The sequence below is a fragment of the Methylomonas sp. AM2-LC genome (assembly GCF_039904985.1).
Classification (GTDB): Bacteria; Pseudomonadota; Gammaproteobacteria; order Methylococcales; family Methylomonadaceae; genus Methylomonas.
The window spans coordinates 104,176-119,931 of sequence record NZ_CP157005.1; the positions used below are offsets into that span (position 1 = coordinate 104,176).

The 15,756-nt window shown below is 44.0% G+C and carries 12 protein-coding genes; 5 read left to right on the plus strand and 7 right to left on the minus strand.

The features are described 5' to 3' along the window. Positions 1–206 precede the first annotated feature (206 nt). The 5 genes from hrcA to dapB all read left to right on the plus strand — a co-directional run bounded on the left by hrcA (position 207) and on the right by dapB (position 6,040). Positions 207–1,247 (plus strand): heat-inducible transcriptional repressor HrcA, encoded by a 1,041-nt coding sequence (gene hrcA / locus ABH008_RS00445; protein ID WP_347987908.1) that lies wholly within the window; start codon positions 207–209, stop codon positions 1,245–1,247. Positions 1,248–1,299: 52 nt separating this feature from the next. Beyond that, entirely contained in the window at positions 1,300–1,941 is a 642-nt protein-coding gene (gene grpE, locus ABH008_RS00450; protein ID WP_347987909.1) for a nucleotide exchange factor GrpE, read from the plus strand. Between the two features lie 41 nt (positions 1,942–1,982). Then, a complete protein-coding gene (dnaK, locus tag ABH008_RS00455; protein WP_347990011.1) occupies positions 1,983–3,962 on the plus strand; it encodes a molecular chaperone DnaK in 1,980 nt (659 codons plus the stop codon). Positions 3,963–4,087: 125 nt separating this feature from the next. Next, entirely contained in the window at positions 4,088–5,230 is a 1,143-nt protein-coding gene (dnaJ, locus tag ABH008_RS00460; protein ID WP_347987910.1) for a molecular chaperone DnaJ, read from the plus strand. A 3-nt stretch (positions 5,231–5,233) separates the two neighbouring features. After that, positions 5,234–6,040, plus strand: a complete 807-nt coding sequence (gene dapB / locus ABH008_RS00465) for a 4-hydroxy-tetrahydrodipicolinate reductase (RefSeq protein WP_347987911.1) — start codon at positions 5,234–5,236, stop codon at positions 6,038–6,040. A 238-nt stretch (positions 6,041–6,278) separates the two neighbouring features. Here dapB and ABH008_RS00470 read toward each other — a convergent pair whose 3' ends face one another. The 7 genes from ABH008_RS00470 to infB all read right to left on the minus strand — a co-directional run bounded on the left by ABH008_RS00470 (position 6,279) and on the right by infB (position 15,742). Next, positions 6,279–6,449, minus strand: a complete 171-nt coding sequence (locus ABH008_RS00470; protein WP_347987912.1) for an AbrB/MazE/SpoVT family DNA-binding domain-containing protein — start codon at positions 6,447–6,449, stop codon at positions 6,279–6,281. A 196-nt stretch (positions 6,450–6,645) separates the two neighbouring features. After that, complete coding sequence (gene hypF, locus ABH008_RS00475; RefSeq protein WP_347987913.1) at positions 6,646–9,012, minus strand: carbamoyltransferase HypF; 2,367 nt, start codon at positions 9,010–9,012, stop codon at positions 6,646–6,648. Between the two features lie 221 nt (positions 9,013–9,233). Further along, positions 9,234–11,309, minus strand: coding sequence for a polyribonucleotide nucleotidyltransferase (pnp, locus tag ABH008_RS00480; protein ID WP_347987914.1), 2,076 nt, complete (start codon positions 11,307–11,309; stop codon positions 9,234–9,236). Between the two features lie 79 nt (positions 11,310–11,388). Continuing rightward, on the minus strand, positions 11,389–11,658 hold the full coding sequence (rpsO, locus tag ABH008_RS00485) for a 30S ribosomal protein S15 (RefSeq protein ID WP_347987915.1): 270 nt from the start codon (positions 11,656–11,658) through the stop codon (positions 11,389–11,391). 108 nt (positions 11,659–11,766) lie between these two features. Beyond that, positions 11,767–12,681, minus strand: a complete 915-nt coding sequence (gene truB / locus ABH008_RS00490) for a tRNA pseudouridine(55) synthase TruB (RefSeq protein ID WP_347987916.1) — start codon at positions 12,679–12,681, stop codon at positions 11,767–11,769. Continuing rightward, entirely contained in the window at positions 12,674–13,045 is a 372-nt protein-coding gene (rbfA, locus tag ABH008_RS00495) for a 30S ribosome-binding factor RbfA (protein WP_347987917.1), read from the minus strand. Before rbfA ends, truB begins: the two co-directional genes overlap by 8 nt. A gap of 3 nt (positions 13,046–13,048) precedes the next feature. After that, positions 13,049–15,742, minus strand: coding sequence for a translation initiation factor IF-2 (gene infB / locus ABH008_RS00500; protein WP_347987918.1), 2,694 nt, complete (start codon positions 15,740–15,742; stop codon positions 13,049–13,051). Between the last annotated feature and the right edge of the window lie 14 nt (positions 15,743–15,756).

Below are 15,756 nucleotides of genomic sequence, written 5' to 3' on the forward strand. Positions count from 1 at the left end.
ACGCTCAAAACTTGTTTTACTAAAGCCTAATGGTAATTTTGCCAGTCAAAAACACTTAACGAAACACCTGAATTCACATTACTTTTAAAAAATACGTATTTTTTCTAATTTGTGATTTCTATCTTATTGACAATAATTTAACTTACTGATAGCTTTCTCTGGCACTCTTGTATTTAGAGTGCTAATTGCCATAATCGGGTGTCAGTGTGATAAAAAATCAGGATTTAAACGAGCGATCGCTGTATCTATTAAAAACTTTAGTTGAACGTTATATTCAGGATGGTCAGCCAGTAGGCTCCAGGCTGTTATCTAAAGATCCGCAATTAAAATTAAGTCCGGCCAGTATTCGCAATGTTATGGCGGATCTGGAAGATATGGGCTTGATACATTCACCCCACACTTCCGCAGGCCGCGTACCTACCGTGAGTGGTTATCGGTTGTTTGTTGATAATTTATTGACGGTTAAACCACTGGCAACCAATGAACTGAACCAATTGCAAACCAGCCTGGGTGTGGACGCCGAAAACATGAGTGATGTAGTTGGCAAGGCTTCCAAATTATTATCCGATGTCACGCAAATGGCTGGTGTAGTGACCTTGCCAAGGCGTGAATCGGTGGTGTTAAGGCAGATAGAGTTTCTACCAATGTCCAGCACCCGAGTATTGGTGATTTTTGTTACCGAAGGGGATGAAGTTCACAATAAAATTATCCATACCAGCAAATTATTTAGTGCCGCAGAATTACAACAGGCAGCGAATTACCTTAACTCGGTTTACGTAGGCCATAGTTTGTCCAAAATACGCGAGATGGTATTAAAGGATTTAGACAATGATCGGCACTTGGTTAATCAGGGCATGATAGATGCCGTGAACATGGCACAATTAACATTTGCCCAACAACCCAAAGATGATTATGTATTGAGTGGCGAAACCAATCTGATGGGCTTTTCAGAATTAGCCGACATGGATTGTCTCAAGCAGCTATTTGAAGCATTCAATCACAAACGCGGTGTTATTCATTTATTGGATCAGTGTCTGGCAGCCGAAGGTGTACAGATCTTTATCGGTGAAGAGTCTGGCTATCGTGCTTTTGACCATTGCAGTCTGGTCACTGCCTCTTATTCAGTAAATGAGCAAGTGGTGGGGGTACTTGGAGTGATAGGTCCAACCCGCATGAATTACCAAAAAGTGATTCCTTTTGTCGATGTCACGGCAAAATTATTGGGTGCGGCCTTGAATCCCAAATAAAAGCCCCTACCTTAAGGCCAAGCTAAAATTTAGAACTACGGAGTTAATTATAATGAGTCATCAACAATCAAGCCACGAATCGAAGCCGGATAGCGAATTAATTGCCGAGGTTCTTGATCAAACCAATACCGCATTTGAAGAACAAGAAGCCGCTGCAAGCCCTGCGGAAAATCAGGAATTGAGTGTAGAAGCACTGAAAATTGAATTGACCCTGGCACAACAACAAGCCAGTGGCAATCTGGACAAGGCCTTGCGCGTTCAGGCAGACATGGAAAACCTGAAAAAACGAGTGCAAAAAGATTTAGATGATGAACGCAAATACGGTTTAACTAAATTTGCCAAAGAATTATTAAGTGTCATGGATAGCCTTGAATTGGGTTTACGTGCTATTAACAGTGACCACCCAGAAGTGCTTAAACTGCGTGAAGGCAGCGAATTGACATTGAAACAGTTTGAGTCGGCATTTGCCAAATTTAACATAGAAGCCATTGACCCTGTCGGTGAGGTTTTTAATCCAGAATTACATCAAGCCATGGTTATGCAGCCCAGTTCGACTGTTGATCCTGGCAAAGTGATCACCGTATTCCAAAAGGGCTATGTAATTAATGGTCGCTTATTGCGCCCAGCCTTGGTGGTGGTAGCTAAAGCTGAAGACAAACCAACGGATAGTGCAAAAATTGATGAGCAGGCTTGAAAATTAAACTATCAACCACATATCTGTAACAACTCTTAATAATCACAAATTTAACAAATTCAAGTCTGGAGACATCAATGGCTAAAATGATCGGAATTGACCTCGGAACAACAAACTCCTGCGTAGCAGTCCTGGAAAACGGTGTAGCACGTGTTATCGAAAATAGTGAAGGCGCCAGAACGACACCGTCGATCATAGCCTTTACCGGCGATAACGAAGTGCTGGTTGGTCAGTCTGCAAAACGTCAGGCAGTTACCAATCCTGAAAATACCTTGTTTGCTATTAAACGTTTGATTGGTCGTCGCTTCAAAGAAGAGGCTGTACAAAAAGACATTAAAATGGTTCCCTATAAAATTATGGAAGCCAATAATGGTGACGCTTGGGTAGAATGCCACGGTAAAAAAATGGCACCACCTGAAGTGTCTTCACGCGTTTTGATGAAGCTGAAAAAAGATGCTGAAGCGTTTTTGGGCGAAGAAGTCACTGAAGCAGTGATCACTGTACCAGCTTACTTTAATGACTCACAACGTCAGGCTACCAAAGATGCTGGCCGTATTGCAGGTTTGGATGTCAAACGCATCATCAACGAACCTACCGCTGCTGCACTGGCTTTTGGTATGGACAAACCCAAGGGCGATACCACTATTGCCGTTTACGATCTGGGCGGCGGTACATTTGATATTTCCATTATCGAAATTGCTGAAATTGAAGGCGAACACCAATTTGAAGTATTAGCGACTAACGGCGATACCTTTTTGGGCGGCGAAGACTTTGACTTACGTATTATTGACTTTTTAGCGGGTGAATTTAAACGCGACTCAGGTATTGATTTACATAACGATCCTTTAGCATTACAACGTTTAAAAGAAGCGGCAGAGAAAGCTAAAATCGAATTATCCTCTTCTGAGCAAACTGATATTAATTTGCCTTATATTACGGCAGATGCCAGCGGCCCAAAACATTTGAATGTTAAATTAAGCCGTGCCAAACTGGAATCTCTGGTTGATGAATTGATTGAAAGAACCAAAGGTCCTTGTCTGCAAGCGATTAAAGACGCCGGTATTTCATCTTCTGCAATTAACGATGTTATTTTAGTCGGCGGTCAAAGCCGTATGCCTAAAGTACAAGCTTTCGTTAAAAGCCTGTTTGGCAAAGAGCCTCGTAAAGATGTTAATCCAGACGAAGCAGTGGCTTTGGGTGCAGCCATTCAGGCTGGCGTATTGGGTGGTGATGTTAAAGATGTGTTGTTGCTGGACGTTTCACCTCTGTCCCTGGGTATCGAAACCATGGGCGGCGTAATGACTAAACTGATCGAAAAAAACACCACTATACCTACCAACGCCGCACAAGTATTTTCAACTGCGGAAGACAACCAAACCGCTGTAACTATTCATGTGCTGCAAGGTGAGCGTGAAGTTGCTTCTGGAAACAAATCGCTGGGTCGTTTCGATTTGCAGGATATTCCACCTGCACCACGTGGCATTCCACAAATTGAAGTATCTTTTGATATTGATGCTAATGGTATTTTGAATGTATCGGCTAAAGATAAAGCCACAGGCAAAAAACAGTCTATTGTAATTAAGGCTTCTAGCGGCTTATCGGATGACGAAGTTGAACGCATGATTAAAGACGCTGAAGCACATGCGGACGAAGACCGCAAAATTGCTGCTCTTGTTACAACACGTAACACTGCAGAAGGCATGATTCATGCTACCGAAAAATCACTAAAAGATTTAGGTGATCAGGTATCAGGCGAAGAGCGTGCCGCTATCGAATCAGCCATTAAAGATTTGCAAGCTGTGGTAAAAAGCGATGACAAAGAGGCTATTGAAGCCAAAACCCATGTATTAACTGAATTATCAGGTAAACTAGCGGAACGTGTCTATGCTCAAAAAGATGGCGCAGGCGCAGGTGATGCAGCTGCTCATGCGGGTGGCAGCTCGTCTGAGCATGCAACAGCAGAGCATGATCACAATGTGGTTGACGCTGAATTTGAAGAAGTTAAAGACGACAAAAAATAATGTCATTCGTATTCTACCCTTACCGATAGTGGACAGGGCCAGGATGAGCAGTGTATAACTGCTCATCATTTTCTTAATTTTATTTATTAAGTAACCGTTGGTTAGCGCCAACGGTTTTCTACGTTATGGCAAAAGAAGATTTTTATAAACTGTTAGAAGTCGATAAAACCGCAAGCGACGCCGAGATCAAGAAAAGTTATCGGCGTATGGCTATGAAGTTTCACCCCGATAGAAACAACGACAACCCTGATGAAGCCGAAAAGAAATTTAAGCAAATCAAGGAAGCATACGAGATTTTATCCGATCCTAAAAAACGTGCCGCTTATGATCAGTTTGGTCATGCGGGTGTTGATCAATCCATGGGTGGTGGACGCGGCGGCCCTGGCGACGCAGGTTTTGGCGATATTTTTAGCGAAATGTTTGGCGATTTTTTCGGCGGTGCTGCGGGTGGACGCCAGCAGCGTAGCAGCGTGCAGCGCGGCGCGGACTTACGCTATAACCTAGAATTAACGCTGGAAGAAGCGGTAGGCGGTACCGAAGCCACCGTAAAAGTGCCTGTATTGACTACCTGTGGTGAATGTAGCGGTAGTGGTGCCAAAAAAGGCAGTTCTCCCATTATCTGTACTACCTGTCATGGCCACGGTCAGGTCAGAATGCAGCAGGGTATCTTTTCTGTACAGCAAACCTGCCCCACTTGTCGGGGTAATGGCAAACAAATTAAAGATCCATGCCCAAAATGTTACGGGCAAGGACGTATACAGGAAACTAAAACACTATCCGTTAAAGTACCCGCTGGGGTTGACACTGGTGACAGGATTCGTTTGGGTGGCGAAGGCGAAGCTGGCGTAAACGGCGGACCTTCCGGCGATTTATACGTGCAAGTACAAGTCAAGGATCACAGCATTTTTACGCGCGACGGCGCTAATCTATTTTGCGAAGTCCCCATCAGTTTCCCTACTGCTTGCTTAGGTGGTGAACTGGAAGTGCCGACTCTGGATGGCAAAGTTAAACTTAAAATCCCGCCTGAAACTCAAACTGGCAAATTGTTTAGATTACGTGGCAAAGGCGTGAAACCGGTGCGTGGCGGTATCACTGGGGATTTATTATGCCGGGTGCAATTAGAAACACCTGTGCATTTAACTAAAGAACAAAAAGCCTTAATCGAAAAACTGGGCGAGTCCCTGTCTGGCGGCGGTAAGCACCACAGCCCTCAGGAACATAGCTTTATGGATGGCGTTAAGAACTTTTTCGATAAATTGACAGGATAAAGCATGCAGCGTATCGCATTAGTCGGCGTATCCGGCCGCATGGGGTTAAGTTTAATCAAGGCAGTTGCCTTAAATGATCAAACCCAACTCACTGTTGCTATTTCAAGACCTGAAAGCCTGTCTATTGGTAAAGATGCAGGAGAACTGGCTGGCATAGCCACACTGGGAGTTAAGGTAACGGATGATTTGGCGTCAGTTATTGATGATTTTGATGTACTGATTGATTTTACCCGCGCCGAACCTTCCATGCACATTATTGACATCTGCCAACAAGCAGGTAAAAAAATAGTGATTGGCACTACCGGTTATAACGATGCGCAGAAAGCTGTGATTAATGCTGCCGCTGAAGATATTGCTATTGTTATGGCACCTAATATGAGCGTAGGTGTCAATTTATCCCTAAAACTTCTGGAAATAGCTGCCAAAGTGATGGGGGAGTACACCGATATTGAAGTAATAGAAGCTCATCACCGCCACAAAGTTGATGCGCCCTCTGGAACAGCGTTGCGCATGGGCGAAGTGGTTGCCGCAACTTTGGGGCGTAATTTACAGGAATGTGCCATTTATGGTCGTGAGGGTGATACTGGCGCACGTGATCGTAAAACCATCGGTTTTTCAACTATTCGTGCTGGCGATATTGTAGGCGAACATACGGTTATGTTTGCGGATGAAGGTGAGCGTCTTGAAATTACGCATAAAGCCAGCAGCCGGATGACCTTTGCCAATGGCGCTGTTAGAGCAGCGTTGTGGTTAGCAGACAAACAACACGGTTTGTTCGATATGCAAGATGTGTTGGGATTGAAAGATTAAGATAATTTTAGTGCTTGGCAAAGCACTGCTGGGGTAAATGATAATGAAACCCAGCTTCAAAGCTGATAAGCATTGCAATCCAAAGGATAGTTTGATTGCAAAAAAGCTCGGTAATTTCAAAGCATTTGCTGGGTTTCACGTTGTTCAACCCAGCCTACGGCTCTTCACAACGATTGCGCCGAGCCTTTGGCAATGGCAGCATCCATTTCTTCCAGCGTAACTGTTGAACAGGTATAACCTAAAATTCGGGGGCCATCTTCAACCCGAGAGATTTTTTTGATTTAACCTGCCGCATAACAATTGCGTCACCTTGACGCTCAAAAGCTAGCTCAGCACCAGGTTTTAAGCCCAGTGCATTAATGAGATTATAGGGAATGTGGTCATCACCATGTATGAATAAAGTAGACATGTGGTTATTCTCGCAAATAAATTTATTGTAGCGCACATTGTCTTCGCTGATTAGCGGCGATGAGCGTGTTTCACGGGAATCCTAACCTGTTGATTAACAGCTCTCTACCTTATTTACTAGTATACCATTTCATAATTTTGAGCTCTGACATAGTAAGCGGATGTGTAACAGATTTATCTGACTATACGCGATTGGGTTAACATAAACTCTCCTGCCTAGCCGCTGCAATCACAGCCTGCCCCAGTGCCAACCCACCATCATTACAAGGCAGTTTAGCCGGTGATAACGGCAGTTTATTTGCCAAACGTAAAAGTTGACTGACTTCTTCCAACAGTAAACGATTCTGAAACACGCCACCGCTTAAAATAACAATATCACTATTAACTTGCGTACATAGCTGTAATGCAGTTTGAGCAATAGCTTGCGCCAGCCCGTGATGAACACGTGCGGCGATGATGGCTTTATCTACCCCTGCCAATAAATCGTTCAGCACACCTAGCCAAAATGGTTGCCAGCTTAATATCAACACATCATTTTCGCTACTGCTTTTATAGGCATACCCGAAACCGCGCTGCGAAATAAACATGGGTTCTGCCAAATTTTCCAAACTGATAGCAGCTTGGCCTTCATAACTGCAAGTATCCAAACAAATACCTAGCACTGCGGCAAAGGCATCAAACCAGCGCCCACAGGAACTGGTTAGTGGTGTATTTATTTGTTTTTCCAGCATCCGGTCAAATACATTGAGAGCTTGCGTGTTAAGGTAGCGCATGATGTCCAGTTCAGCAAATTGCTGGTTTACGGTTTGCCAATCAAAATACTGTTTGAGGTGGGCATAGGTATTTCGCCAAGGTTGCAAAATGGCCTGCGTACCACCCAGCATAGGAATAGACTGAAAAGTTGCTAAACGCGCACATTGACGATAGTCTACCTTGAAAAACTCGCCGCCCCATAACTGCCCATCTTCTCCCAACCCTAGGCCATCCAAAGCTACGCCCACTAGTGCAGGAGTATCGATAGCTAAACCATACTCCGCCATACAGGCGGCGATATGCGCATGATGATGTTGTACGGTGACTATTTTAAGAGACTGTGCTGCTGCCCATTGCCGACCATATTGTGTCGATAAATAGCCTTCATGACGATCTACAGCAATGACTTGTGCTTTAAAATTGAATAAATCCTGATACAACGCTAATTTATGCCGATAATTTTGATGTGTTAAGGCATTTTCCAGATCGCCGATATAGGGTGATAAAATCCCTTGCTGGTCTTGCAGCAGGCAAAAGGTATTTTTTAATTCTCCTCCCATACCTATAATGCCATGTGCTTTTTCGAAACCACCCGGTAATGCTAACGATACTGGGGCATAGCCACGCGCTCTTCTTAACAGCCTAGCTTGGGAATCAATAACGCGCACTACTGAATCATCAAGTCCGTTTATTATTTGTCGATTATGTAGCAGCCAATAATCGGCAATATCCGCTAAGCGTTGTTGAGCGTCATGATTATCCACACATTGTGGTTCGGCATTTCGATTGGCAGAGGTCAATACCATAGGACGATTTAGATCCTGCATCAGGCTATGGTGCAACGGTGTATAGGGCAGCATACAGCCCAGCGTATTTTGTCCAGGTGCAATGGCTATTGCCAGCATTTCATTATCTTTTTTTGCCAGCAACACTATGGGTGCTGCAGCTTGCTTTAATAAATGCTGTTCGACCACAGTGAATGACGCCAAACTATGTAACATATCGGTATCCCTGACCATAATCGCAAACGGTTTTTGATCACGTTGTTTGCGTTTGCGTAATTCGCTGACTGCTTGTTGATTAGTAGCATCACACGCTAGATGAAAACCACCCAGACTCTTAACGGCAATAATATAACCTTGACGAATTAAATCTGCGGTGATGGCTATAACATCTTTTTTGTTATCTAGCGAAACAGGCGACAAACCTTGCCGGTTTACTAACATTAACTGTGGCCCACAAAGAGGGCAGGCATTCGGCTGCGCGTGAAAACGCCGATCTGCCGGATTTTCATATTCGCTTAAACAAGCGGGACATTGTTCAAATTCAGCCATGGAGGTATGCTTACGATCATATGGCAGGCTATGTATGATGGAAAATCGCGGACCACAATGCGTACAATTAGTAAACGCATAACGATAGCGACGGTTAGCTGGATTGTTTATTTCTGCCAAGCAGGCAATACAGGTAGCGGCATCGGCTGCGATTTGTGTATAGGTGGCGCCTATTTCACTGTCAACAATGCAAAACTCGGCAATATCAGCTGGCATATCCAGTAGTTTGCTGGTTATTTGTAGGACTCTGGCCAGTGGTGGCGCTTGTAAACTTAGCTGCTGAATGAAGTCGGTTAAGGCTGATGGCGCACCCCAAGCTTGAATAGTGACATTGTCACCCTCATTCCAAACTCTACCAATTAATCCAAACTTTTGCGCCAGTCGCCAAACAGTTGGTCGAAAACCAACTCCTTGCACTACACCATATATGTGGATAGTTTTACCGCTGGGGTAGGGGTTAGGATAAGATGTGGGCATACCCGCTAGCTGTTTGGCAGAATAAATTGACTTGTTGACCGACGTGGAAAAACTGTCGATTGCTATATGCTTAGTCTACACGCTATTGGTGTTGCAATCTATGTGGACAGATAAAAATAACATTTTAAAACCTTATATTTCTTTCATACATAAAAAACCCGCATAACACTTAAAGTATTACGCGGGTTTATCTGCTGTTTGCCTAAGAAAGGACTAGATCATTAGTCTTCTAGATCTTTCATGCTTAAACGCACTCGACCTTGACGATCAATTTCCAGTACTTTAACTCTGACGACATCGCCTTCTGATAATTTGTCGCTGACTTTTTCTACACGTTCATCAGAAATTTGCGAAATGTGTACCAAACCATCTTTACCTGGCAAAATAGTAACGAATGCACCGAAGTCCATCAGACGAACTACCTTACCTTCGTAAGTTTTACCCACTTCAACTTCAGCTGTAATTTCTTCGATCATGCGACGAGCTTCTTCGCCGGCGGCTTTGTCTACAGAGGCAATATTAACTACACCATCATCATTAAGATCAATGCTTGCTCCGGTTTGTTCGGTAATACTGCGGATAGTCACACCACCTTTACCGATAACTTCACGAATTTTGCTCGGATCAATTTTGAAGGTAATGATACGCGGCGCATAATCAGACATGTTTTCACGTGTGCTGGACAAGGCTTTATTCATTTCGCTCAAAATATGCAAGCGACCTTGTTTAGCTTGTTCCAGCGCCACTTTCATGATTTCAGCTGTAATGCCATCAATCTTGATATCCATTTGCAATGCTGTCACGCCATTTTCAGAACCCGCGACTTTGAAATCCATATCGCCCAGATGATCTTCATCACCCAGAATATCTGATAGTACTGCGAATGCATCGCCTTCTTTAATCAAACCCATGGCAATACCTGCAACCGGTGATTTAATGGGTACACCCGCATCCATTAATGCCAAACTACTGCCGCAGACACTGGCCATAGAACTGGAACCGTTAGATTCGGTAATTTCTGATACTACCCGAATCACGTAAGGAAACTCATTCATGTTTGGCAACACTGCCGCTACACCACGTTTAGCCAAACGACCATGACCAATTTCACGGCGTTTTGGTGAACCAACAAAACCAGTTTCGCCTACGCTGTAAGGAGGGAAATTGTAATGCAGCATGAATGGATCTTTGTATTCGCCTGACAGTGCATCAATAATTTGTGCATCACGATCAGTACCCAATGTAGCCACAACCAATGCCTGAGTTTCACCACGGGTAAACAGTGCCGAACCATGAGTTCTTGGCAGTACCCCTGTTCTGATATGAATGGGTCTAACGGTACTTAAATCACGACCATCAATACGTTTGTGATCTTGCAAAATTGCACCACGCACCACTTCGTATTCTAATTGTTCAATGGCATTGCGGATATCTTTTTCGGCAAACAATTCATCAGCCGTCAGTTTGTCCACAACAGCACGTCTAATATCGCTAAGCTGGTCTTGTCTGGCCAGTTTTTCAGCAACTTGATAAGCAGCTTTAATGCTTTCTTCAGCTGCAGCAGTTACTGCCGCTTTCAATGCATCGTTGCTGGCAGCTGGTGTCCAACTAATCGCCGGAGTAGCCACTTCAGCAGCAAATTCAGTAATGGCATTAATAGCCACTTGCAGATGTTCATGCCCAAATAAAACGGCACCCAACATAATTTCTTCGGACAGTAAATCAGCCTCAGATTCAACCATTAGTACCGCTTTCTGAGTACCGGCTACCACTAATTGCAGACGCGATTCTTTTAAAGCAGGCAAGGAAGGATTCAGAATATAGGCATCATCTTTATAACCTACACAGGCCGCACCTAACGGACCATTGAAAGGTAATCCGGAGATAGCTAATGCCGCAGAAGCACCCAACAAGGCTGGAATTTCTGTATCCACTTCTGGATTTAGGGAAACCACAGTCGCAATGATTTGTACTTCGTTGGTAAAACCTTCGGGAAACAGTGGACGTATCGGCCGATCAATCAAGCGAGAAATCAGTGTTTCGTTTTCGCTTGGACGACCTTCGCGTTTAAAGAAGCCACCTGGAATTTTGCCAGCAGCAAATGCTTTTTCTTGATAATTGACAGTAAGCGGGAAAAAATCACCGCCACTCGCTTCTTTTTTGCCAACTACCGTCACCAACAAAGAAGTACCGTCGACATCGATTATTACGGCACCATGGGCTTGGCGGGCAATTTCTCCGGTTTCTAGTGTGACGAGACGATCGCCGTATTGAAATTGTTTCCTGATAGGAGTCACTATAAGCTTCCTGGGTTAGGTTGATTTGAATTGATAGCAATATGAAACGACAACTGTATGTGCCGTTTCATACTTGAAATTACTTACGGATACCCAAACGCTCAATCAGTGAGCGGTAACGGGTAATATCAGAATCTTTAAGATAATCCAACAACTTACGACGTTGGTTAACCATACGCAGCAAACCACGACGTGAATGGTTGTCTTTTTTATGCGCGGCAAAATGTGGTGTCAACTGATTAATGTTGGCAGTTAATAAAGCCACTTGCACTTCTGTGGAACCGGTATCAGAGTCTGATAAACGGTATTCTTCGACGATGGTTTTTTTTTGTTCTGCGGTTAACGACATTGTTAATCCCTATCAAATATATAAAGTTTTAATAAAACCGCCATAATGACGGCGAGTACATCATGGTTTCGACAATAGGGTGCAGAAACCAATGAATTTTTTTTCAGATTATCCTAATATGTGATTATCCAAATTAAAGATTTTCTTAGGGGCTAGTTTACCATTTATTAGCAATTCTCCCAACCCTAAAAAGGCATTTTGACAGTAAATTCTAACCGATCCCAACTTGGGCGCAGCGTAAGAAATTTGCTGCCCTTGTTTGATACAAATAGATTGTTCTGGTGATAAATTCACCATGGGTATATCTGCCAAAGGCAGATCTATCGGCAACAACTTATCAATCACTTGCGCACTTCCCATCTCCTGCAGCTCAGGCAGAGTAATTGCCTGCTGAATGGAAAAAGGGCCTGATTCTATTCTACGTAGAGCAGTAACCGTGCCGCAACTACCCAAGTAATGCCCCATATCTTCGGCCAGCGAACGGATATAAGTACCTTTGGAACAGGCCACATCCAACATTAGCTGGTCGGCCGTAAAGGTTAACAACTTGAGCGAAAAAATATGAATACGCCTCGCGGGCCTGTCTACGGTTTTGCCCTCGCGAGCCAATTCGTACAGTTTTTTACCCTGATGCTTAAGCGCCGAATACATGGGCGGCACCTGCTCAATATCACCTAAAAAATGCTGCATACAATCGTGCAAAATTTGTTCCGATAATACAGGTATAGGCATTTCAGCAATAATCTGCCCTTCAGCATCTCCAGTATCCGTCATCACACCCAGCTTAACGGTTACCTGGTAGCGCTTATTATGATCCAACATTAATGTCGAAACCTTGGTTGCTTCACCAAAACACAAGGGCAGCAAACCGGTAGCCAGTGGATCCAGACTGCCAGTATGCCCGGCTTTATTTGCATTTAACAAGCGCCGGACTTCCTGCAAAGCCTGATTAGAGGACACCCCAAGACGCTTATCGAGCAACAATATGCCATGCACATTTAACCCAGACTTACGTTTAGACATCCTCTTCCTGTTGAGGAGTATCCAAATCCTGCAGTAATGCAGACACTCTCATTCCATTATCAAAAGAATGATCATAATAAAAATGTAACTCGGATATATGTCGTAAACGCATACGTTTGGCTAACTCATGACGGATATAGGGTGCCATTTCATTCAAAATAGCCACACCGCCCAGTTTATTAGTGTCATCGCTATTCAAAATGGTGATATACACTTTGGCAACCGCCAAGTCTTTGGATAGCACCACTTCGTTGACCGTCACTAAACCCAAACGCGGATCACGCACATCTCTTTGCATAATCGTTGCCAGCTCTTTTTGCATTTGCGATGCTACGCGCTGGCTTCGACCGAACTCTTTTGGCATGGATTATATTTCCCGTTTCACTTCAATACGTTCAAAAACTTCGATCTGATCGCCAGGTTTTACGTCGTTGTAGTTTTTAACGCCAATACCACATTCCATACCCATTTTTACTTCATTGACATCATCTTTAAAGCGACGCAAAGATTCAAGCTGTCCTTCGTATATCACCACGTTATTACGTAATACCCGTATAGGTAAGTTACGTTTAACAAGACCATCTACTACCATACAGCCAGCAATTGCGCCGAATTTGGGTGAGCGGAATACATCCCGAACCTCAGCCAGACCCACAATTTTTTCCTGTATTTCAGGCGCAAGCATACCGTTAATAGCCCGTTTAACTTCGTCAATAGCTTCATAAATGATGCTGTAATAATGAAGATCAATATCTTTTTCTTCGATAAGCTTACGAGCAACCGCATCAGCACGTACATTAAAGCCGATTAGAATGGCGCTAGAGGCCAGTGCCAAATTGGCATCACCTTCATTAATACCACCCACACCACCATAAATACATTTAACTTGAACTTCGTCAGTCGATAAAGTAACCAAAGATTCTCGCAATGCTTCCAAACTACCCTGCACGTCAGTTTTAATCACTACGTTCAAGGTCAAAGATTCACCGGCTGACATTCTGGAAAATACATCATCCAGTTTAGAAGCATGTTGCGCGGCATGTCGATTACTGCGTTTACGATCTTCACGATGCGCAGCCAGCTCTCTGGCAATCCGTTCATTTTGTACGACTAAAAATTCGTCACCCGCATCTGGAGTACTGGACAAACCCAAAATTTCCACTGGAGCACTTGGTCCAGCTGACTTGATAGCGTGTGAGTTTTCATCAAACATAGCACGGATACGGCCAAATTCATGACCACATAACACAAACTCACCTTTACTTAAGGTACCTTTCTGAATTAGAACAGTAGCAACTGCGCCACGCCCTTTATCCAAGCGTGATTCAATACAGATACCAGAAGCAATACCTTCTGCGGGTGCTTTCAATTCCAAAACTTCGGCCTGTACAATCAAGGCTTCGATCAGCTCATCAATGCCTGCACCCGTTTTAGCCGATACTTTTAAGAACTGTACATCACCGCCCCATTCTTCAGGGACTACATTGAGTGTTGCCATCTCCTGCATTACTTTGTCAGGATTCGCTTCATTTTTATCAATTTTATTCAGTGCCACAATAATAGGCACATTAGCTGCACGCGCATGATCAATGGCTTCGCGGGTTTGTGGCATAACGCCATCATCCGCTGCAACCACCACAATAACAATGTCAGTGACTTCGGCACCACGGGCACGCATAGCAGTAAACGCTGCGTGTCCAGGTGTATCTAGAAACGTAACAGATCCATGATCTGTCTTCACTTGGTATGCACCAATATGCTGGGTAATTCCACCCGCTTCGCCAGCGGCAACACGCGTTTTACGAATATAATCCAACAATGAGGTTTTACCATGGTCAACATGACCCATGATGGTAACAATCGGCGCTCTTGGCAACAATTTGCGATCATCGCCTTCGCTTTTAACTTCGGCCAGCATTTCCTGTTCAAAGTCATCTTCACTTTGCATAATTGCGGTATGACCCATTTCCTCAACCAAAATGACCGCAGTTTCCTGATCAATGGGCTGATTGATGGTGGACATGATGCCCAATTTCATCAAATGCTTAATCACTTCAGCAGCCTTGACGCTCATTTTAGCCGCCAAATCTGACACAATAATCGACTCAGGAATAGTGACTTCTTTTACAACAGGAATAACAGGCTTTTCAAACTTATGCTTGGAAGGTACGCCTCCAATATCAAATTCAGGTTTCTCACGACGCGATTTACCTTTTTTACCTTTACCACGTCGTGCCACATCTCCCCGATCCAAATCAGTTTCTGCAGCTACCGCAGTGGGGCGCACAGGTTTAAACTCCTGTTTTTTCTTATGTAGCGTCTGTTGCTGTTTAGCTTCGGCCTGTTTTTTAACTTTTTCGGCCGTGCGCTGAACAGCTGCTTCCAAACGTTGTTTTTTCTCAATCTCCAATAACTCTTCAGCACTTTGCTCAGGCTCAACCTGTTTAGGAAGCGGTTCAACCTTTTCAATATTCTGCTCGACAACTGGAACTGAGTCTATTATCTGTGGTTCGGGTGCTAATGGCGCTGTTTCTACAGGAGATTCATCAACTTTAGCCATCACTTCTTCTTGAGCAAGCTGATCGGGAATTTGAACGTCCACAGGCGGTGCAATCTCAATCTGCTCTTGAGGTTCCGTTACGGAATGATTCTCAATTTCCGTAGCGATTATTGCCTGCTGAAGCTCTTCATGATCTGGATTGACCAGTTCTTCCGATTTAGACTCTTCATTTTGCGCCGTATCACTACGCTTGATGTAGGTTTTTTGTTTACGCACTTCAACACTAACGGTTTTAGCGGCAGTGCCGGGCATGGAAGATTGTCGCAACTCAGTTTTAGTGGTGCGCTTTAAGGTAATACGCTTAGGGGCGGCAGCTTCCTGATCTTTTGCAGTTTTGCCGTGACGTTGTCGTAAATGCGCTAATAGTTTAACTTTTTCCTCTTCGTTTATCACATCATCAGGAGCATCGGCAGATAAGCCAGCTTCTTTCAGTTGTTCTAAAAAACGATCAAGAGGAATACCGACTACTTCCGCTAATTCCTGTACTGTTTTATCGCTCATACTGTCCTCCTGCC

Bases quoted from the DNA above. Each gene is read 5' to 3' on its own strand.
- grpE (WP_347987909.1), top strand. From the start codon at position 1,300: ATGAGTCATCAACAATCAAGCCACGAATCGAAGCCGGATAGCGAATTA.
- dnaJ (WP_347987910.1), top strand. From the start codon at position 4,088: ATGGCAAAAGAAGATTTTTATAAACTGTTAGAAGTCGATAAAACCGCA.
- dapB (WP_347987911.1), top strand. From the start codon at position 5,234: ATGCAGCGTATCGCATTAGTCGGCGTATCCGGCCGCATGGGGTTAAGT.
- ABH008_RS00470 (WP_347987912.1), bottom strand. From the start codon at position 6,449: ATGTCTACTTTATTCATACATGGTGATGACCACATTCCCTATAATCTC.
- hypF (WP_347987913.1), bottom strand. From the start codon at position 9,012: ATGCCCACATCTTATCCTAACCCCTACCCCAGCGGTAAAACTATCCAC.
- rpsO (WP_347987915.1), bottom strand. From the start codon at position 11,658: ATGTCGTTAACCGCAGAACAAAAAAAAACCATCGTCGAAGAATACCGT.
- truB (WP_347987916.1), bottom strand. From the start codon at position 12,681: ATGTCTAAACGTAAGTCTGGGTTAAATGTGCATGGCATATTGTTGCTC.
- rbfA (WP_347987917.1), bottom strand. From the start codon at position 13,045: ATGCCAAAAGAGTTCGGTCGAAGCCAGCGCGTAGCATCGCAAATGCAA.
- infB (WP_347987918.1), bottom strand. From the start codon at position 15,742: ATGAGCGATAAAACAGTACAGGAATTAGCGGAAGTAGTCGGTATTCCT.